An 18,499-nucleotide genomic window follows, 5' to 3' on the forward strand; every position below is an offset into this window, starting at 1 on the left:
CGAGCGCGGCCCGGCCCCGCACACGCCGCGGGGCCGGGCCGCGCTCAGTTGCGCGAGACGCCGTTGTTACGCTCGCCGCGCGACGGCCCCACGTCGGCCGGCACGTGACCCAGTACGTCAGCCGGCACGTCCCCCAACGCCTTGGAGGCGCTCCATGACCGTGACCCTCGAGGTCGCAGACGGCGTCGGCATCATCCGCCTCGCCCGCCCCCCGATGAACGCCCTCGACATCGCCATGCAGGACTCGCTGGGCGAGGCGGCGGCCGAGGCGGCGGGCCGCTCCGATGTGCGTGCCGTGGTCGTCCACGGCGGCGAGAAGGTGTTCGCGGCGGGCGCGGACATCAAGGAGATGCAGGCCATGTCGTACACGGACATGGTGGACCGCGCGCGCGGGCTCCAGGACGCCTTCACGGCGGTCGCCCGGCTGCCCAAGCCCGTCGTGGCCGCGGTGAGCGGCTACGCGCTCGGCGGCGGCTGCGAGTTGGCGCTGTGCGCGGACATCCGCATCGCGGCCGAGAACGCCAAGCTGGGCCAGCCCGAGATCCTGCTCGGCCTGATCCCGGGCGCCGGCGGCACCCAGCGCCTGGCCCGCCTGGTGGGCCCCTCGCGCGCCAAGGACCTCATCTTCACGGGTCGGCAGGTGCGCGCGGACGAGGCGCTGTCCATCGGCCTGGTCGACAAGGTCGTCCCCGCCGAGGAGGTGTACTCGGCGGCCGTGGAGTGGGCCTCCCGGCTCGCCAAGGGACCGGCGTACGCTCTGCGGGCGGCCAAGGAGGCGGTGGACGCGGGCCTCGAGACCGACATCGAGACCGGACTGACCATCGAGCGGAACCTCTTCGCGGGCCTGTTCGCCACCGAGGACCGGGCGATCGGGATGCGCAGCTTCATCGAGGAGGGTCCGGGCAAGGCCAAGTTCAACTAGCGCCGCGGGGGCGGGGCGCCCTGGGGGCTTGTTCGCAAGCCTCTTTCCATTGGCGCCCCGTTTCCATTGGCGCCCCGCGTCGATGCGGTGAGGCCGTCTTGCGGGGACGATGTCCGTCACCTGATGTCATCGCGGCGTCACCGCAGGCCCAAGCCCTGGTGGTGATCCAATATGCCCTGCGCATATGCCGGAACCACCCCGCGAACGGGCCGTGCCCGTGGCTCAATTCCCCCGGATCCACCCCGAACGGCCCGAGCGGCGGCCATGATGGGGGCCATGACGGGCCGGGGAGGACCAGAGCAGTCGCAGCGGCCGATGGTGGAACCGGCGCTTGAACGCACCCTTGCCCCCGACGATCCGCGTTCCCCGGTCATCCTCGATCTCGTCGGCAACCCCGCCCTCAAAGAGGTCCAGCTCTCCTCCCGCCCCGAGCAGGCGGGCACGGCGCGCAAGCTCACCGTCGCCGTGCTGCGGCAGTGGAACGTCGGTTCGCTCGCCGAGGTGGGGGAGTTACTCGTCTCCGAACTCGTCGGCAACGCGGTGCGGCACACCGGGGCGCGGACCTTCGGACTGCGGATGGGGCGGCGGCGCGGCTGGGTGCGCGTCGAGGTGAGGGATCCCTCGAGGGCGCTGCCCTGCCTCGTGCCGATCGTGCGCGACCTCGACGAGAGCGGCCGGGGGCTCTTCCTCGTCGACCGGCTCTCCGACCGGTGGGGCGTGGACCTGCTGCCGCGCGGCAAGACGACGTGGTTCGAACTGCGCGCACCCCAGTGAGCGAGTGAATCGCGCCACCGGCGAGCGCACAACGCAGAGGCCCCCTTGCGCCTCGTGGGCGCGTCGGGGGCCTCTTCTGCGTCGCCGCGGAGCAAGGGGGTGTGATCCGCGGCGGATTGCACACGACCGTGGCCCGGGTCAGTGGGGGTCGTTGCCCGCGGTCCGGACGGCGTCCCGTCCGGACACCTCGACTATCCCAGATGAATCCGGCCGTGAGCAAACGTTTTGCGAGTGAAGCGGCCCACTGGCCTTATAAGTAGGGGATAAGGCTCCCGGTGTACCTTAGATTTTCCTCAAATCGTCAGTGGTTGTCCTTGTGGTGCCCCCCCGGTGTCGTACCGGTACCGCCGCCTCCGGCCCCGCGGTCGCCCACCGGGCGCGTCCACCGGGCGCGGTGGCGAAGGTACCGGTGGCGTACCGCCTCGAACCGCTCCAGCCCCCCCCTGCCAGGAGCCCGATCCACCGGCGGCCCCACCTGTCCGGGGCAGGACCGATGCGGCCGTCCGCACGCGATGTCGTGGCGTGCCACGCCGCCGGGCGCGGGGCGGGGCGGCGCGGGGCGATCATCCGATGGATGGGCCGACTGCGGACACCCGACTCGCCGCCGTCCGGGTGACGGTCCTGAGCCCCGCGCCCCCGGCCCGAAATCTTGACCCGCATGATCACCCCACGCCCGTGGCGCCGCGCAATGGTCGTCGCGCTCTCCCTCTGCGGCGCCCTCGCCGCGCCCTCGGTCGCCGCGCCCTCGGTCGCCACCCCCTCGGCCGCCACCCCGGCCGGCGCGCCTTCCCTCGCCCCGCTCGCGGTACCCGCCCCGGCGGCGCCTCCGGCGTACCCGACCTCCCTCGGCCCGAGTTGCGACCTCCTGCCGACCCGGATCAGCTCCGCCTGCGACGGCGAGCTGATCGGTACGCCCACCAGGCCCGTTGTGGCGGTGGTCGTCGGCGGCCACCGCCTCGACTTCGTCGACCGCAACGAGCTGGCCAGGTCCCAGTGCTCCGACCGCCCGGTGCACATCGTCACGCAGGCGGTCTTCGACGCCGTCCCGCCCGGCCCCGACCCGCTGTACGCGGCAGCCGAGCGCGAGGTGGCCGTGGACCGCATCACCCCGGCCCCCTCGTACCGCATGGACTGCAAGCCGCTGTACCGCGCCGACGGCCGTGGACCCGACATCGTGTTCGAGGAGGGCTTCCACCCCAAGGACACGGTGAACGGGCAGTACGACGTGCAGAGCTACGTCCTGAAGAACCAGCCCTCGCCCTATGTCAGCACCACCTACGACCACGACCTCTACAAGCAGTGGAAGACCGCCTACAACTACTACGTCGAGGCCCCCGGCGGCATCGACGTCAACCGCACCATCGGCGACACCCACAAGTGGGCCTTCCAGGTCGAGGTGGCCTTCCCCGGCGGCATCGACCGCAAATTCATCGAACGGGCCTGCCCGGTGGACAAGCAGACCAAGACCGAGATCACCAGCCAGTGCGTCGACAACCCGCACTTCGCGGCGTGGCGCGGTGAAGCGACCATCTTCTAGCCCGCCCGGCCCAGTCGCGTTGCCGGTGCCGGGGTCCGGTGCGACCGTGATCACGACGGCTTGTCCGCCATGACTCGGGGGGCCGTGTCATGCCCCGGAGGCCAGCTTGCAGGCGTTCATGCACATGATCGGCGTCTTCGCCGTCCGCTTCCGCTACGCCGTCGTCGCCGTCTGGGTGGCGGCGGCCGCGCTGGCCATGCTCTTCCTCCCGTCCCTGGCCTCGGTGACCAATCCGGACAACACCTCGTTCCTGCCCTCCGACACCGGCACCGCCGAGGCGATCAAGCTCGCGGCCCCGTTCGTCCCACCCGGGCAGTCCAGTGCCACGATGGTCGCTTCGCGCACCAGCGGGAAGCTCTCCTCGTCGGAGCAGTCGGCGTTCCGTCAACTGGAGTCGTCGGTCGCCAAGCTGCCGCATGTGACCTCGGTGACCGACCAGGGCGTCTCCGAGAACGGCATGGCGCAGAAGGCGCAGATCGTCGTCGACGTGGCGTCCAGCAGCCCGGACGCCGGTGACGTGGTGGACGACATCCGCGACACCATGTCCTCCACGCCCCACGACTCGGCTGTCGCCGAGCATCTGACCGGCTCGATCGCCATCTCGGTGGACAACCAGCGCTCCCAGGAGGACGCGCAGCGGCTGACCGAGATCCTGTCGAACGTCGTGATCCTGGTGATGCTCTTCATCATCCTGCGCTCGGCCCTGGCGCCACTGATCACCCTCATCCCGCCGGTGCTCGTCCTCAACCTGTCCAGCCCGATCATCGCCGAGGCCGCCGCGCAGGGGGACATCGACGTCTCCTCGGTCACCCATCCCATGCTGACCGTGCTCCTGCTGGGCGCCGGTACGGACTACGGCCTCTTCCTCGTGCTGCGGATGCGCGAGGAGATGGAGCGGGGCGCTCCTCCCCGTCAGGCGATCGTCAAGTCCGTCGAGCGGGTCGGCGAGTCGATCACCTTCTCCGCCGGGACCGTCATCGGCGCTCTGCTGTGCCTGCTCCTGGCATCGTTCGGCCTGTACTCGGGACTCGGCCCCGCGCTGGCCATCGGTGTGGCCCTGATGCTCCTCGCGGGGCTCACCCTGCTGCCCGCGCTGCTGGCGATCTTCGGCAAGGCGCTGTTCTGGCCGCGCAAGCTCAAGCCGCACGAGCACGAGCCGGACTCCGGCTGGATCAAGGTGACCCACCACATCCTGGAGCGGCCCAAGACCACCCTGGTCGTGGGCGTCGCCGTCTTCCTGGCCCTGTCCGCGGGCATCTTCGGCTACAGCTCCAACGGCTTCGGCGGCAGCACCAACGGCCCCAGCGGCAGCGACTCGGCAGCGGGGACGGCCGCGCTGGAGGCCAACTACCCTCCGGCCGTGGTGAATCCGACCGTCGTCCTGTTCAAGTATCCGGCGTCGGTGTGGCAGGACCTGAGCAATCTCAACAACGCCGAGAACGACCTGGCGGGCAAGTCCGTCTTCGCCTCCGTCAACGGCATGTTCAACCCGAACGGCACACCCCTGTCCGTCCAGCAGCTCTCCACCCTCTACGCCGAGCTGGGCCCGCCGGGCAAGCTGCCCGCGACCCCTCCGGCCAACAGCCCGGTCCCGGCCGACCAGTACGCGGCCTACCGGGCGCTGAGCCAGTTCGTCAGCTCCGACGGGCAGACCGTGCAGTTCTACACGACCCTGAAGGCCGGATCCCCGGACTCCACAGCCGCGATCGACGCCGTCCCCGACGTACGAGCCGCGGTCACCGATGTGCAGAAGTCCAGCGGCGCCTCGCAGGCCGGGGTGAACGGGCTCGCCCCCGCCTCCTACGACGTCAGCACCGTCTCCAACAGCGACCTGACCGAGATCGTGCCCATCGTCCTGGTCCTCATCGGGATCCTGCTGGGCGTGGTGATGCGCAGCCTCGTCGCGCCCCTCTACCTGGTGGCCAGTGTGGCGCTGTCCTACTTCGCGGCGCTGGGCCTGGCCGTCATCGTCTACATCGGCCTGTCGGGGGAGGACGGCGTGGACTTCGTGCTGCCGTTCCTGATGTTCATCTTCCTCATGGCGCTCGGTGAGGACTACAACATCCTGGTGATGAGCCGCATCCGGGAGGAGGCCCACTCGATGCCGCTGCGGCGGGCGGTGGCCGCCGCGATGCACGCCACCGGCACCACCGTCACCTCCGCCGGCCTGATCCTCGCCGCGACCTTCGGCGTCTCCGCCATCACGGGGGCCACGGACGAGATCAAGGAGCTGGGCGGGTCCATCGCGATGGGCATCCTGCTGGACACCTTCCTGGTCCGTGTCCTCCTCGTTCCCGCGACCGTCATCCTGCTCGGGCGGTGGAACTGGTGGCCCTCCGCCCTCTCCCACCGCCCGGCGGACCCCCCGAAGCCCGGGGGTACCCGCGGCGCGCCCACCAGCGCGCCGCCGAAACCGGGCGGGTGAGCGACGGCGTCTGACGGCGCGAACGCCTCCCGCGAAGGCGCGGTGGGTGCCGGCCGGGACACCCGCGGCCATCGCGCGCCACGCAGCCGAGGCGCTGCTCGCCCTGGGGTGAGGCAACGCCCTGGGCCCGGCTACTCAGACCACCTGAGTAGCCGGGCCGATCACAGGCCGCGCCGAGGCCGGTTGGATGGCTCCATGTCCGAAACGATCACTTCACAGCAGGAACTCCGCAGCCTGGACCGGGGGCTGCGCATCACCGCGGGAGTCGGTCTGGCGCTGATCGTCCCGACGGTGATCGGCTCCGCCGTCGTCGCCCTGACCTCGCCCCGGGCCGGCCGCTGCCTCACCTACGGCGAGCAGTGCTCCCAGGTCTCCGGCGGGCAGATCGCCGCCGCGCTCGTCGCGGCGGTGGTGTTCGGCATCCTCGCGGCGGCCTGGCCGTCCGGCCGACTGCCGTTCACCGCGGCCCGCGTGTGCGCCGTGTGCCTTCAGGCGGTCGCCCAGCTCACGTTGGCGGGCCTGATCCTCGGCTACGGCTGACCCGCAGACCACGCGGGAACCGGGGCCGTTCGGCGTCGGGTGCGCCGGGAGAGACCGGAGAGGCGCCGGACCGGCGGCGGCTGACCGCGGGGATGCCGAGCGCCGGGACAAGAGCCTCCGCCGCCCGTGGGCGGTCGCGGTGCGAGGAGAACCGATTCGGCTCCTTGGGCACGGCGGTTCCGACCCCGCACCGCTTTCGGTCAGCACTCGATGACGTTCACCGCGAGCCCGCCGCGGGCCGTCTCCTTGTACTTGACCTTCATGTCCGCGCCCGTCTCCTTCATGGTCTTGATGACCTTGTCCAGGGAGACGTGGTGGCGGCCGTCGCCGCGCATCGACATCTTCGCGGCGGTGACCGCCTTCACCGAGGCCATGCCGTTGCGCTCGATGCACGGGATCTGGACGAGGCCGCCGACCGGGTCGCAGGTCAGGCCGAGGTTGTGCTCCATGCCGATCTCGGCCGCGTTCTCGACTTGTTCGGGGGAGCCGCCCAGGACCTCGGCGAGGCCGCCCGCGGCCATGGAGCAGGCGGAGCCGACCTCGCCCTGGCAGCCGACCTCGGCGCCGGAGATCGAGGCGTTCTGCTTGAAGAGCATGCCGATCGCGCCCGCCGCGAGGAGGAAGCGGACGATGCCGTCCTCGTCGGCGCCGGGGACGAAGTTCGTGTAGTAGTGCAGGACGGCGGGGATGATGCCGGCCGCGCCATTGGTGGGGGCGGTGACGACACGGCCGCCCGCCGCGTTCTCCTCGTTGACCGCCATCGCGTAGAGGGTCACCCACTCCATGGCGTGCGCCTCGGCGTTGCCCTCGGAGCGCAGGGCGCGGGCCGCGGTGGCCGCGCGGCGGCGGACCTTGAGGCCGCCGGGGAGGATGCCCTCACGGGCCATACCGCGCTCCACGCACGCCTTCATGACCTGCCATATCTCCAGCAGGCCCTCGCGGATCTCGGCCTCCGTGCGCCAGGCCTTCTCGTTCTCCAGCATCAGGGCGGAGATGGACAGGCCGGTGTCGCGGGCCAGGCGCAGCAGTTCGTCGCCGGTGCGGAACGGGTGGGTCAGGACGGTGTCGTCGAGCTTGATCCGGTCCTCGCCGACCGCGTCCTCGTCCACGACGAAGCCGCCGCCGACCGAGTAGTAGGTCTTCTCCAGCAGCGGCACACCGCCACCGTCGTAGGCGAACAGCGTCATGCCGTTGGCGTGGTACGGCAGCGAGCGGCGGCGGTGCAGGACGAGCTGGGTCGACTCGTCGAAGTCGATCTCCTGGGCCTCGCCGATCTCGGCGCCGAGCAGGCGGAGTTTGCGGGTGGAGCGGATGCGCTCCACCTCGGCGTCGGCGTTCTGCACGTCCACGGTGCGGGGGGAGTTCCCCTCCAGGCCCAGCAGGACGGCCTTGGGGGTGCCATGGCCGTGGCCGGTGGCGCCGAGGGAGCCGAACAGCTCGGCGCGGACGGAGGCGGTCTGGGCGAGCAGGCCGTCCTTCTTGAGCCTCCCCGCGAACATCCGAGCCGCACGCATCGGGCCGACGGTGTGGGAGCTGGACGGCCCGATGCCGATCGAGAAGAGGTCGAAGACGCTGATGGCCACGGGGACTCCGTTGTCTGTACGTGGGTGGTGCGAGGGACGTTCGGGTTCGGTGGAGACCGACGCGAGGGGGTGTCTCACCAGTGGGGACGGGGGCTGGACCTACGGGGTGGTCGGCCATTGCACCCCGCGGGGCACCGGGTCGCTGTCCAGTGTGCGCCACTGTCCGCAGGTCGCCGGTGCCCCAGGGGTGTTGCCTCGCCTACAGCCCGGGGTACAGCGGGTGCTTGTCGGCCAGCGCGGTCACGCGGGCCTTGAGTTCCTTGCCCTTGGCCTCGTCGAAGTCCGGTTTGAGGGCCTCGGCGATGATGTCGGCGACCTCGCGGAAGTCCTCCGCCTGGAAGCCGCGGGTGGCCAGCGCCGGGGTGCCGATCCGCAGGCCGGAGGTGACCATCGGGGGGCGCGGGTCGAACGGCACCGCGTTGCGGTTGACCGTGATGCCCACGGAGTGCAGACGGTCCTCGGCCTGCTGTCCGTCGAGCTCGGACTTGCGCAGGTCGACGAGGACCAGGTGCACATCGGTGCCGCCGCTGAGCACGGACACGCCCGCCTCGACGGCGTCCTCCTTGGTCAGGCGCTCGGCGAGGATCTGGGAACCCTCGAGCGTGCGCTGCTGGCGCTCCTTGAAGGCGTCCGAGGCGGCGACCTTGAAGGCCACGGCCTTGGCGGCGATCACATGCTCGAGCGGGCCGCCCTGCTGGCCGGGGAAGACCGCCGAGTTGATCTTCTTCGCGTACTCGGCCTTGGACAGGATGACGCCGCCGCGCGGGCCGCCCAGGGTCTTGTGGGTGGTCGTGGTCACCACGTCCGCGTACGGCACCGGGCTCGGGTGCAGACCCGCGGCGACCAGGCCCGCGAAGTGGGCCATGTCCACCATCAGGTAGGCGCCGACCTCGTCCGCGATCCGGCGGAACTCGGCGAAGTCCAGTCGGCGCGGGTACGCCGACCAGCCCGCGATGATCAGCTGCGGCCGGTGCTCCTTGGCCAGGCGCTCGACCTCTTCCATGTCGACCAGGTTGGTCTTCTCGTCCACGTGGTAGGCGGCCACGTGGTAGAGCTTGCCCGAGAAGTTGATCTTCATGCCGTGGGTCAGGTGGCCGCCGTGGGCCAGGTCCAGACCGAGGATCGTGTCACCGGGCTTGAGGAGGGCGAACATCGCGGCCGCGTTCGCCTGGGCGCCGGAGTGGGGCTGGACGTTGGCGGCCTCGGCGCCGAACAGCTCCTTGATCCGGTCGATGGCGAGCTGCTCGATGACGTCGACGTGCTCGCAGCCGCCGTAGTAGCGGCGGCCGGGGTAGCCCTCGGCGTACTTGTTGGTGAGCACCGAGCCCTGGGCCTGGAGGACGGCGACCGGAGCGAAGTTCTCCGACGCGATCATCTCGAGGGTGGACTGCTGGCGGTGCAGCTCGGCGTCGACGGCGGCGGCGACGTCGGGGTCGATCTCGTGGAGGGAGCTGTTCAGTACCGTCATGGTGTGTCTGTCTTCCCGGTGGGCTGGGGGCGGGGCCTCGCTGGATGGACGCCGGACGTGGGTGGTGCCGGGCTCCGGCGCGTGTCGGGCGCTGGTGACGCGGGTCAGGCGCTGGTGATGAAGGACTCGTACTCGGCGGCCGACAGCAGGTCCTGCGGCTCGTCGGCGAGCCTGACCTTGAACAGCCAGCCGCTCGTGAACGCCGCGGAGTTCACCAGCGCAGGGTCGTCGACCACGTCCTGGTTGATCTCCGTGACCTCGCCGGAGACGGGCGAGTACAGGTCGCTGACGGACTTGGTCGACTCCAGCTCGCCGCAGGTCTCGCCGGCGGCGACCGTGTCGCCCACGTCCGGCAGCTGCACGTAGACCACGTCGCCGAGGGCGTCGGCGGCGTGCTGGGTGATGCCGACGGTGGACACGCCGCCCTCAGAGGCGGACAGCCACTCGTGCTCCTTGCTGTAACGGAGGTTCTCGGGGTTGCTCATGACGGAATTCTCCCGGATCGAGGATGGCACATCGTTTGGGGGCGGCTGGACGGGTGCTCGCGGCTCGGTGTCAATGGCCCGGTGTGCGGATTGGACGGGCCCGCGCGGTGCGTGGACCCGTGCACGGGCCCATGCGGGGTGCGTGGGCGCGGGCTCAGCGGGCGCGCTTGTAGAACGGGAGCGCGACGACCTCGTAGGGCTCGGCGTTCCCGCGGATGTCAACGGCGACCCGGGTGCCCGGCTCGGCGTGGGCGGCGTCCACGTACGCGATGGCGATCGGCTTGCCGAGAGTGGGGGAGGGGGCGCCGGAGGTGACCTCGCCCACGGCGGTGCCGTCGGTGCCGACCACGGCGAACCCGGCGCGCGGGACCCGGCGGCCCTCGGCGACCAGGCCGACGAGCTTGCGCGGCGGGTCGGCCTCGGCGGCGTCCGCGGCCTTGGCGAGCGCGTCCCGGCCGACGAAGCTCTTGTTCTTGTCGAACTTCACCACCCGGCCGAGCCCGGCGTCGAACGGGGTCGTGGCGGTCGTCAGCTCGTGCCCGTACAGCGGCATGCCCGCCTCGAGGCGGAGCGTGTCACGGCAGGACAGGCCCGCGGGTACGAGGCCGTGCGCGGCCCCGGCCTCGGTCAGCGCCTCCCACAGCGCCTCGGCGGCCTCGGGGGCGACGAACAGCTCGAACCCGTCCTCGCCGGTGTAGCCGGTGCGGGCGATCAGCGCCTCGGTCCCGGCGACGGTGCCGGGCAGGCAGGCGTAGTACTTCAGCCCGTCCAGCTCGGTGTCGGTCAGCCGGGCCAGGATGCCGGCGGCCTCGGGGCCCTGCACGGCGATGAGAGCGTAGGCCTCGCGGTCGTCGCGGACGTCGGCGCCCTCGACGGCGGCGACGCGGCAGGTCAGCTCGCTCAGGACCACCTCGGCGTTGGCCGCGTTGGCCACCACCATGAACTCCTGCTCGCCGGTGCGGTAGACGATCAGGTCGTCCAGGATGCCGCCGTCCTCACCGACGATCATGGTGTAGCGCGCCCTGTTGACGGCCAGCGCGGAGAGGTTGCCGACGAGGGCGAAGTCGAGCGCGGCGCCGGCCGCGGGGCCGGCCACGGTGATCTCGCCCATGTGGGAGAGGTCGAACAGGCCCGCCGTGGTGCGTACCGCCACGTGCTCCTCGCGCTCGCTGCCGTACCGCAGCGGCATGTCCCAGCCCGCGAAGGGCGCGATGGTGGCGCCCAGGCGCCGGTGCACGGCGTCGAGTGGGGTTTTCCGGGTGGGCGCGGTCGTCATGCGGGGCTCCAATGCAGGCGTACGGGACTGTCCTCCCCATCTGTCATCGGAACCTGAGAGGTTCGCCTGAGCGTCTGTGGAGCGCCCGGCTTGCACCGTGGGTGGGACGAGCCGCCCGGGGGCCGCTCTGTCCGCTTTTCAGATGTGCCTCGTCCGCGCGGTAGCTGTGCCTGAGAGATTCCGGGGAGGACTTGCTCCTTCGGCGCCCTGCTCCAACGGGGTATGCCCTGGCAGGGACTCTCCCGCGCGGCCTCGAACGGCCTGTATGGAATTGGCTGGGCCATCATTGCACGGCCGCCACGCCGACAGCCAGGGTCGTTGCCGGGGCGCGGTGACACAGGGCGCCATTACTCTTTCTTGAAGGACGGGGGACGAGCAGGGGGAGGGGCGGTTCCGGTGCAGTGGCGGAGCGCGTACGCGACGACGGCAGGTGCGCTCACGGGCGCGCTGCCGACCCGGAAGAAACCACAGGACCCGCCGGGCCCCGGGGCACCGGGCGCGCCACGGCAGCCCTGGGAAAGGACTCCGGCCCCGTGCGCCGTCCGGCCGGGCGGCCGGCTCCGCCCGAAAGGCGCGGTGGACCTGCGCCGGTCGGCCCGGCGCGCCGCCCAGCCGCCCCTGCCCCTCACGGTCCACGCGGCCCCGGATGACCGTTTGCTCCCGAACCCGGAGTCCTCGAACGCCCGGCCGGGCCCGGCGGCCGCGTCGGCCTCGGTGGCCTTGACGCCCGTGCCCGCATCGGCGGTGCTCGCGGCTCGTCCCGGGCCCGTGGTCCCGCACGAGCCCGTGCGGACCCTTCACTACCCCGCGGGGGACATCGTGGTGGTCTCCGGGCTGCCGGGGAGCGGGAAGAGCACGCTCATTCGGCAGACCGTCGCCGACCGGGGCGCCGTGGAGCTCATTGACTCGCAGGATGTGCGGGAGCGGTACGAGCGGGTGGTGCCCGCCTGGATGCCCTACGCCGTCTACCGGCCCGTCGTCCGGGCCGCGCACTACCGGGGGCTCTACCGGGCGGTCCGGTCCGGGCGGAGCCTGGTGGTGCACGACTGCGGGTCCATGGCGTGGGTGAGGCGGTGGCTGGCCCGTACCGCGCTGCGCCGCGGGGGCGGGATGCACCTGCTCCTCATGGACGTCACCGCCCGCGAGGCCGCCGACGGTCAGCATGCGCGCGGGCGGCGGGTCTCGGCCTATGCCTTCGCCCGTCACCGGGGGGCTTCGCGCAGGCTCATCGGGGCCGCCGAGGAGGCCGCTCGGTGCGGGGGCGCGCCGCTCGCACGCAGGCGGTCGCGGCTGCCCAAGGGCTGCGTCTCCGCCGTGCTCATCGACCGGTCCGCCGCCGGCGCGCTGCGCGAGATCCGCTTCGGCGACTGACTTCCCCAGTGACTTCCCAGGGGCCTGCCCCACTGGCTTCCCCGATGGTGGCGCGGGCCCGTGGTCCACGTAGGTCCACAGCGGAGCGCGGGCCCGCGCGGCTCGGTGGTGACTACTTCGCGGGCGGGTTGGCCTCGGCGGGCAGCGTCGACGCCGAGGGGATCGGCGGCACGGTGGGGATCTCGGGCAACTGGGGGATCAACTGGCCCAGCGCGTCCAGGACGGCTTGGAGGGCGGTCGCGATGGCTGCCGGGTCGCCCGACATGATGGCGGCCACCAGCGCGTTGATGGCGGCCTCCAGCGCCGCCAGGTCCGCCGACCTGGTCTTCGCCGAACTCCGGTCGGTGGCCGTGGGCGGCGTGGTCGTGGACGCCGTTCCCGACGTCGTGGGAGCCGCCGCCGTGCCCGAGGCCGCACTCGGCGCCTTCTCGGAGACCCTGGTCACCGATGCCAGGGCGTCCTCAACGGCCTTGCGGAACGAGGGCGTCGTGGGCAGCGACGACAGGGACGGCAGGGACGACGGCGACATGGAGGACGTCGAGGACGATTGACCGCCGGAGGCGTTGAGCACCGAGGTGACCAGGTCCGCCACGGGCGTGAGGCTGCCGCTCATCCCGCTGAGCCGGCTCGCCTGCTCCATCAGCGCGTCGAGGCCCGGCAGTGGGACCGGTGCCGCGGCCCGGGCGGCGGAACGCGGTGCCCGCTTCTCGGCGGGGTCGACGGCGTGGGCCGCGGCGGTGAAGGTGAGGCAGCCGCAGACAGCGGCAGCGACGACGGTGGCTGCCGTCCTGGTGCAACGCATTGACGTTCCTCTCTGTCGGATCTCTTCTGTCGGATCTCTCGGATCTCTCGGATCTCCGTCGGATCTCCCCGCGGTATCGCTATGGATCAACCGTGCGAGAGGTGTGCACTCCCTGCAACTCGGCGAAAGCGCAGAGTGACCGTCGAGTGGCCCATTCCGCGTCCCGTATTCCGGATGTGCGCAGCCGGGGGACCGTCTTCGCCGTGCAGCCGTTAGGGTGCCCTGTGCGGCAGCAGACGGCGTGAGGAACGCCAGAGACGGTGGTTTGGCGGCAATGAGCATCCCGACGCAGCGAAGCGGAAGCAGTCTCCCCGAAACCGGTGCTCCCTTTGCCGGTGCTCCCATGGCCGGCGTGCCCTTGAGCGACCCCGGGGCCGACGCGAGCGCCCCCGCGACGGGCGCCGCGGCCACCGGCTTCCCCGCCAACGAGCTCGAGCACGTGCTCGCCGCCTCGCTCGGCAATCCCGACGCCACCCCCCGCCTGCTGGAGACCCTCGCCAGGTCCCCCATCTGGATCCCGCTGCCCTCCGGCGGCAGCCCCGACAGCCCCGACCTCGACCTGCCGACCATCGAGCTGGAGGGGATCGCCTACGTCCCCGTCTTCAGCTCGGAGGAGCAGTTCCTCCGCGTCGCGAACGGGCTGTCCTTCGCCGTCGCCCCCATGTACGAGTTCGCCCGAGGCCTGCCGCCCGAGGTCGGCATCGCCGTCAACCCGGACGGCGCGGTCGGTGTCCCCGTCCCGCCCGCCGCCGTGCCCGAGCTGTGCCGCGGCCCCGTCGGCGACCCCCGTGACGGCGCCACCCGCCCCACCGGCCACGACGCCGCCGCGCGGGCCACCGGCGCCCGGGTGCGCATGTGGGAGCCGGACCCGGACATCGAGCCCGTGGACTTCCTGGCCACCGCCGCCGGTGAGTTCGCCGTCACCCCCGTCGTCCTGACCGCCCGCAGGGCCCTGGCCAGCATCGAGGGCGGCGAGCCCGCGCTGTTCGTCGGGGTCGAGCTCGACAGGTGGCAGGAGAGCGACCGGGCCGCCGCCATGGACGCGCTCGGACGCGCCCTGGGCGCCGTCCCCCTGGTCTGGCCGGTCAATCTCGTCCTCCTCGACATCGCCCAGGACCCGGTGGGCGACTGGATGCTGGAGCGGGTCGAACCGTTCTTCTCCCGCTACTGACCCCGCCTCCGGGCCGGCCCGCGGTGACCCGTCCCCGGTCGCTCGGGCGGGCCCTTGAGGACCAGTCCCCGGACGTGGTGCCACCGCCGACCCTTAACCTGGTTGGATGACGGGCGGGTGTACTCGTGTGCATGGATCTCGATGGCTGACGGAAGCTGGGAGAAGGGGCGGACCGGAGTGAGCGCGGGCGCGGGAGGAGGCGCGGCAGCGGCCGGCCAGGTCGAGCACATGCTGCACCAGGTCGCGCCCGGCCGTTTCGACGCGTACGAGGCGCTTCTGCGGGCGATCGCCGACGGCGAGGTCTGGATGCTCCTGTGGCACGGGCAGCCCGGCTCGCCCGACGCCCAGTACGGGAACATGGACGTGGAGGGCTTCAACTACGCCCCCTGCGTGACCTCCGCCAAGGAGCTCGCCGCGAGCGGGTGGAACCGGGCCCACGAGGTCGTCACCGGCCCCGCCATCGCCAACTCCCTCTTCCGCACCCGCTACGGCCTGTGGCTCAATCCCCACGCGCCGGGCGGAGGCGTCGGCGTCCCGTGGCTGGACCTGCGCCGTATCGCCTCGGGCCTCGACCGGCTGCCCGCCGGTCCGCTGCAGCTGAGCGAACCCACCCTCCAGCTGCCCCAGTTCTACGCGCTCCTCGCGCAGAACGCGCACCGGACGCCTCCCGTGCGCTCCCTGCGGCGCGCCTGGGTGCAGCCCGCGCTGGGAGAGCCGTATCTGGCGATCGGCCTCGACCTGTACGACGCGGGGCCGCAGGCGCTCGAGAGCGTCCGGCAGATGGTGCAGCACGCCCTCGGCGCGGCGCCGGAGGGGCTGCCCGTCTCCACCGTGGCCATGGCCGACGAGTACGACCCCGTGGCCATGTGGATGCGCGCCCACCAGCGGCCGTTCTTCGACCGGGACGGGTTCGGGGGCGGAGCCCCGGCGCCACAGCAGGGCTGGCAGCAGCCTCCCCCGAGACACCCCGGCTCCCACCCGGGCTGGCCCTCCTACTGAGCCGGCTCCTGACCGCCCCGAGGCCACCCGCCCCGGGGGTCACCCGCCCCCGGGCTCAGCGCCCTCCAGTGCCGACGCGATCAGCCCCAGCGGCGGGCTCCCCAGCGCCATCAGCCCGGTGTGGAAGCGCTCCAGCGAGAACCCCGCCCCCCACTGCCGCCGCGCCCGCTCCCGCAGGTCCATCAGCTCCAACTTCCCCCAGGTGTACCGCCCGTAGGCCGCGTCGAACGTCCCCCGCCTCGCCTCCGACGCCGCGCCCGCCCTCGGCAGATGCGCGTCCTCGACGAACCACTGCGTCGCCTCCTCGACATCCATCGCCCCCGTGTGCAGCCCGATCGCGCAGGACAGCCGCGTCACCCGCACCAGCGCCTCCAGGGCCACCCCGATCGCGAACCGCGGATCGCCCTCGCGAAAGCCCTCCTCCAGGCACACCTCCTCGATGTAGTGCGCCCACCCCTCGCAGAACGACAGCGAGTGCAGCACCCTGCGCACGGGAGTCGGCGCGTGCCGCAGCGACCGGCCGTGCGCGAAGTGCCCGGGAGCGACCTCGTGGACGGTGATCGACGGCAGGCTGGTCCTGCTGAACACCTGGAGCCACTCCTCCTGCTCCACCTGCGGCCAGCTCGGATCGGGAGGGGTGACGTGGTACCAGGACGGCGCGTCCGGCTCCTGGGGCGCCGCCCACGTCATCATCGCCATCGACCAGCGGCGCGACGGCGGCGCGGGGCCGATCAGGCACTCGCCGTCGAGGTGCGGAGCGAGTCGCTTGGCGCGGCTGAACGCCAGCACCTCCTGCGTCAGCCGCGTCGCCTCCGCGATCACTCCGTCCGCGTCGGGGTGGTCGGCGTGCAGCTCGGGGATCAGCTCGTCGACGGACCGGGTGGGGTCGTAGGCACGGCAGGCCCGCGCCAACAGCTCGCGCAGCCGGTCGCGTTCGGCCTGCGCCCGGTCGGCGAGCCGGGACAGGTCGACCTCCAGACCCTCCTGGCTGCCCATCAAGGACGCCAGCGCCGCCCCGCCGAGCCTGGCGTCCGGATCGCCGAAGTCCGCGGCCCTCGCCACATGGGCAACCAGCCGCTCGTGTGCCTTCAACGCCGCCGCGACCTCCGGGCCCCGGTCCGGATCGAGGTCCGCCGCGAGCCCGCGCACCGCGCCGAGCAGCGCCCCCGCCACCGGCGCGCTGAGCCGGTCCAGGGAGGCCACGGCGGCGTCCACCGCGTCCGGCCAGCCCGCCAGATGGTCCAGCCGCGCTCGCGCGCGTTCCTCCGGGGGCGCGTACTCCCGGTCGTAGGCGGTCAGTTCGAGATTGGACAGGTGAAGGTACGGGTCGCGGCGGTGGAGTTCGAGCTCGGCGAACTGCACCCGCAGCGCGTTCTCGAAGACCGTCAGATGGGCCTCGTCGTGCGGGTCCGCCAGGGGCCGGGGGTGCTCCTTGCGGGCCCTGTCCAGGGCGTAGAGGCCGGAGCGCACCCCTTCGGGCGACAGGTCCTGCATCCGCCCGTCGTACTCGTGCAGCCCGGCCATCTCCCGGACCGTGGGGACCATGAGGTCGCACACCGCGCGCAGCCGATCATCCATGAGGCGACGGTAGCGGGCGGGACGCGGCAGTTCACCGTTTACAACCCGCAACATCACCGCAACCAACCCTTGTCTGTTGCGTACGTCACAGTTGCGCAAACATTCGCATAGGGGGCTGGCGGGTGATCGGCCCGTCGTTGAAGAGTTTGCCCGCGACACGGACCACCGGTGGGCACCCGGTCCCTGCCGCCCGCACCATTTGCTCCGCACAGCACGGCCTGCTCCGCGCACCGCCCGTATCGCTGAACGTTGAGCCACCCCGGCAGCCGCACGTCGAGTCACCGAGACAGCCGCACGTCGAGCCGTCCGACAGCTGCACGTCGCGCCACCCAACACCGCACAGACACCGCCTCGTACAGCGGCCGTCCGCCGAACCGGTCGTTCGGTCGTCCGGTCGGCATCCCCGGCGAGACATCCCCGGCGAGAGGGGTCAACCGCGCAATGACCGCACCGCTTCATGACACCGGGGCCGCCGGGACGGCGCCCACCGATGTGACCGCGGACATGCCCGCCCACCGGATCGAGGGGCGTTCGCCCGGCCGGATCGCCTGGATGCGCCTCAAGCGCGACAAGGTCGCCCTCGCCGGCGGCGTCGTCGTGGTCCTGCTGGTGCTCGTCGCCGTGTTCGCCCCAGTGATCGTCAGCCTTCTGGGGCATCCGCCCAACGAGTTCCACGAGGACCGGATCGACCCGCTGTTCGGCACTCCCACGGGCAAGTGGGGCGGTATGAGCTCCGACTTCCTCTTCGGAGTCGAACCGGTCAACGGGCGCGATGTGTTCAGCCGCGTCGTCCACGGAGCCCGGATCAGCCTCCTCGTCGCGTTCCTCGCGGCCTTCGTCGCCGTGCTGCTCGGCACGTTCTTCGGAATCGTCGCCGGGTACTTCGGCGGCTGGATCGACTCGCTCATCAGCCGCACCATGGACCTGCTGCTGGCCTTCCCCCAGCTGCTGTTCATCATCGCCCTGATCTCCGTGGTCCCCAACAAGCTCTGGGGATTCACCGGTTCGGGTGTGCGCATGGGCGTGCTGGTGGTGGTGATCGGGTTCTTCGGCTGGCCGTACATCGGCCGCATCGTGCGCGGCCAGACGTTCTCGCTGCGCGAGCGCGAGTACGTCGAGGCGGCCCGCGGCCTCGGCGCCGGCCGCACCTACATCCTCTTCCGCGAGCTGCTGCCCAATCTCGTCGCGCCGATCACCGTCTACACGACGCTGATGATCCCTACGAACATCCTCACGGAGGCGGCGCTGAGCTTCCTCGGCGCGGGTGTGAAGCCTCCGACGCCGTCGTGGGGCCAGATGCTCTCCAAGGCCGTGAGCACCTACGACACCGACCCGACGTTCATGGTCATCCCCGGTCTGGCGATCTTCGTCACCGTGCTGGCCTTCAACCTCCTCGGCGACGGCGTGCGCGACGCCCTCGATCCGAAGGCCAACCGCTGACCCCGCTGCCCCACCCCTGGCCAACTCGACCGCCGACCCTGCAAAGCCCCGTCCCTGGCGGCGCGTCAGGGGCCGAACACCCAAAAGGACCCGCGGACGAGTTCCGCGGGCCGCGAATCACGGAGGTT

14 protein-coding genes, 1 pseudogene and 2 riboswitches are annotated in these 18,499 nt (G+C 71.9%); of the genes and pseudogenes, 9 read left to right on the plus strand and 6 right to left on the minus strand.

The window, feature by feature from the left end; genetic code table 11:
• Nucleotides 1–154: 154 nt before the first annotated feature.
• From IEY86_RS21855 to IEY86_RS21875, 5 genes and pseudogenes are all read left to right on the plus strand, one after another.
• The gene (locus IEY86_RS21855; RefSeq protein WP_189133493.1) at nt 155–922 is read left to right on the plus strand and encodes an enoyl-CoA hydratase/isomerase family protein; all 768 of its coding nucleotides are present in this window, start codon (nt 155–157) and stop codon (nt 920–922) included.
• Nucleotides 923–1,237: 315 nt separating this feature from the next.
• Nucleotides 1,238–1,696 (plus strand): ATP-binding protein, encoded by a 459-nt coding sequence (locus IEY86_RS21860; protein ID WP_373287072.1) that lies wholly within the window; start codon nt 1,238–1,240, stop codon nt 1,694–1,696.
• 926 nt (nt 1,697–2,622) lie between these two features.
• Nucleotides 2,623–3,233 (plus strand): annotated as a pseudogene (locus IEY86_RS21865) (ADP-ribosyltransferase).
• 106 nt (nt 3,234–3,339) lie between these two features.
• Nucleotides 3,340–5,658 carry an MMPL family transporter gene (locus IEY86_RS21870; RefSeq protein ID WP_189133495.1) on the plus strand — a complete coding sequence of 773 codons (2,319 nt, stop codon included), beginning with the start codon at nt 3,340–3,342 and terminating at the stop codon, nt 5,656–5,658.
• Nucleotides 5,659–5,853: 195 nt separating this feature from the next.
• Entirely contained in the window at nt 5,854–6,198 is a 345-nt protein-coding gene (locus IEY86_RS21875) for a hypothetical protein (protein ID WP_189133496.1), read from the plus strand.
• A 200-nt stretch (nt 6,199–6,398) separates the two neighbouring features.
• Here IEY86_RS21875 and IEY86_RS21880 read toward each other — a convergent pair whose 3' ends face one another.
• From IEY86_RS21880 to gcvT, 4 genes are all read right to left on the minus strand, one after another.
• Nucleotides 6,399–7,781, minus strand: coding sequence for an L-serine ammonia-lyase (locus IEY86_RS21880; protein ID WP_189133497.1), 1,383 nt, complete (start codon nt 7,779–7,781; stop codon nt 6,399–6,401).
• Between the two features lie 199 nt (nt 7,782–7,980).
• Nucleotides 7,981–9,249 carry a serine hydroxymethyltransferase gene (gene glyA / locus IEY86_RS21885; RefSeq protein WP_189133498.1) on the minus strand — a complete coding sequence of 423 codons (1,269 nt, stop codon included), beginning with the start codon at nt 9,247–9,249 and terminating at the stop codon, nt 7,981–7,983.
• A gap of 104 nt (nt 9,250–9,353) precedes the next feature.
• Entirely contained in the window at nt 9,354–9,734 is a 381-nt protein-coding gene (gene gcvH / locus IEY86_RS21890) for a glycine cleavage system protein GcvH (protein ID WP_189133499.1), read from the minus strand.
• 154 nt (nt 9,735–9,888) lie between these two features.
• Entirely contained in the window at nt 9,889–11,010 is a 1,122-nt protein-coding gene (gene gcvT, locus IEY86_RS21895) for a glycine cleavage system aminomethyltransferase GcvT (RefSeq protein WP_189133500.1), read from the minus strand.
• A 30-nt stretch (nt 11,011–11,040) separates the two neighbouring features.
• Nucleotides 11,041–11,157: riboswitch (glycine riboswitch) on the minus strand.
• Nucleotide 11,158: 1 nt separating this feature from the next.
• Nucleotides 11,159–11,265: riboswitch (glycine riboswitch) on the minus strand.
• Nucleotides 11,266–11,739: 474 nt separating this feature from the next.
• On the opposite strand from gcvT, the gene IEY86_RS21900 reads away from it, so the two are divergent.
• Complete coding sequence (locus tag IEY86_RS21900) at nt 11,740–12,381, plus strand: AAA family ATPase (protein WP_229698653.1); 642 nt, start codon at nt 11,740–11,742, stop codon at nt 12,379–12,381.
• Between the two features lie 112 nt (nt 12,382–12,493).
• Here IEY86_RS21900 and IEY86_RS21905 read toward each other — a convergent pair whose 3' ends face one another.
• Nucleotides 12,494–13,183 carry a hypothetical protein gene (locus tag IEY86_RS21905; protein WP_189133501.1) on the minus strand — a complete coding sequence of 230 codons (690 nt, stop codon included), beginning with the start codon at nt 13,181–13,183 and terminating at the stop codon, nt 12,494–12,496.
• A gap of 343 nt (nt 13,184–13,526) precedes the next feature.
• Here IEY86_RS21905 and IEY86_RS21910 point away from each other — a divergent pair, with 343 nt between their 5' ends.
• Complete coding sequence (locus tag IEY86_RS21910; RefSeq protein WP_189133502.1) at nt 13,527–14,354, plus strand: enhanced serine sensitivity protein SseB; 828 nt, start codon at nt 13,527–13,529, stop codon at nt 14,352–14,354.
• A 141-nt stretch (nt 14,355–14,495) separates the two neighbouring features.
• Nucleotides 14,496–15,353 (plus strand): enhanced serine sensitivity protein SseB C-terminal domain-containing protein, encoded by an 858-nt coding sequence (locus IEY86_RS21915; RefSeq protein WP_189133503.1) that lies wholly within the window; start codon nt 14,496–14,498, stop codon nt 15,351–15,353.
• A 39-nt stretch (nt 15,354–15,392) separates the two neighbouring features.
• Here IEY86_RS21915 and IEY86_RS21920 read toward each other — a convergent pair whose 3' ends face one another.
• Complete coding sequence (locus IEY86_RS21920) at nt 15,393–16,931, minus strand: DUF885 family protein (protein ID WP_189133504.1); 1,539 nt, start codon at nt 16,929–16,931, stop codon at nt 15,393–15,395.
• A 441-nt stretch (nt 16,932–17,372) separates the two neighbouring features.
• On the opposite strand from IEY86_RS21920, the gene IEY86_RS21925 reads away from it, so the two are divergent.
• The gene (locus IEY86_RS21925) at nt 17,373–18,371 is read left to right on the plus strand and encodes an ABC transporter permease (RefSeq protein WP_189133505.1); all 999 of its coding nucleotides are present in this window, start codon (nt 17,373–17,375) and stop codon (nt 18,369–18,371) included.
• Nucleotides 18,372–18,499: the final 128 nt, after the last annotated feature.

Origin of the sequence: Wenjunlia tyrosinilytica, from assembly GCF_014646055.1 — a bacterium.
Classification (GTDB): Bacteria; Actinomycetota; Actinomycetes; order Streptomycetales; family Streptomycetaceae; genus Wenjunlia; species Wenjunlia tyrosinilytica.

Bases quoted from the DNA above. Each gene is read 5' to 3' on its own strand.
- glyA (WP_189133498.1), bottom strand. From the start codon at position 9,249: ATGACGGTACTGAACAGCTCCCTCCACGAGATCGACCCCGACGTCGCC.
- IEY86_RS21925 (WP_189133505.1), top strand. From the start codon at position 17,373: ATGACCGCACCGCTTCATGACACCGGGGCCGCCGGGACGGCGCCCACC.
- IEY86_RS21915 (WP_189133503.1), top strand. From the start codon at position 14,496: ATGGCTGACGGAAGCTGGGAGAAGGGGCGGACCGGAGTGAGCGCGGGC.
- IEY86_RS21910 (WP_189133502.1), top strand. From the start codon at position 13,527: ATGGCCGGCGTGCCCTTGAGCGACCCCGGGGCCGACGCGAGCGCCCCC.
- IEY86_RS21920 (WP_189133504.1), bottom strand. From the start codon at position 16,931: ATGGATGATCGGCTGCGCGCGGTGTGCGACCTCATGGTCCCCACGGTC.
- IEY86_RS21905 (WP_189133501.1), bottom strand. From the start codon at position 13,183: ATGCGTTGCACCAGGACGGCAGCCACCGTCGTCGCTGCCGCTGTCTGC.
- IEY86_RS21860 (WP_373287072.1), top strand. From the start codon at position 1,238: ATGGTGGAACCGGCGCTTGAACGCACCCTTGCCCCCGACGATCCGCGT.
- gcvH (WP_189133499.1), bottom strand. From the start codon at position 9,734: ATGAGCAACCCCGAGAACCTCCGTTACAGCAAGGAGCACGAGTGGCTG.
- gcvT (WP_189133500.1), bottom strand. From the start codon at position 11,010: ATGACGACCGCGCCCACCCGGAAAACCCCACTCGACGCCGTGCACCGG.
- IEY86_RS21875 (WP_189133496.1), top strand. From the start codon at position 5,854: ATGTCCGAAACGATCACTTCACAGCAGGAACTCCGCAGCCTGGACCGG.
- IEY86_RS21855 (WP_189133493.1), top strand. From the start codon at position 155: ATGACCGTGACCCTCGAGGTCGCAGACGGCGTCGGCATCATCCGCCTC.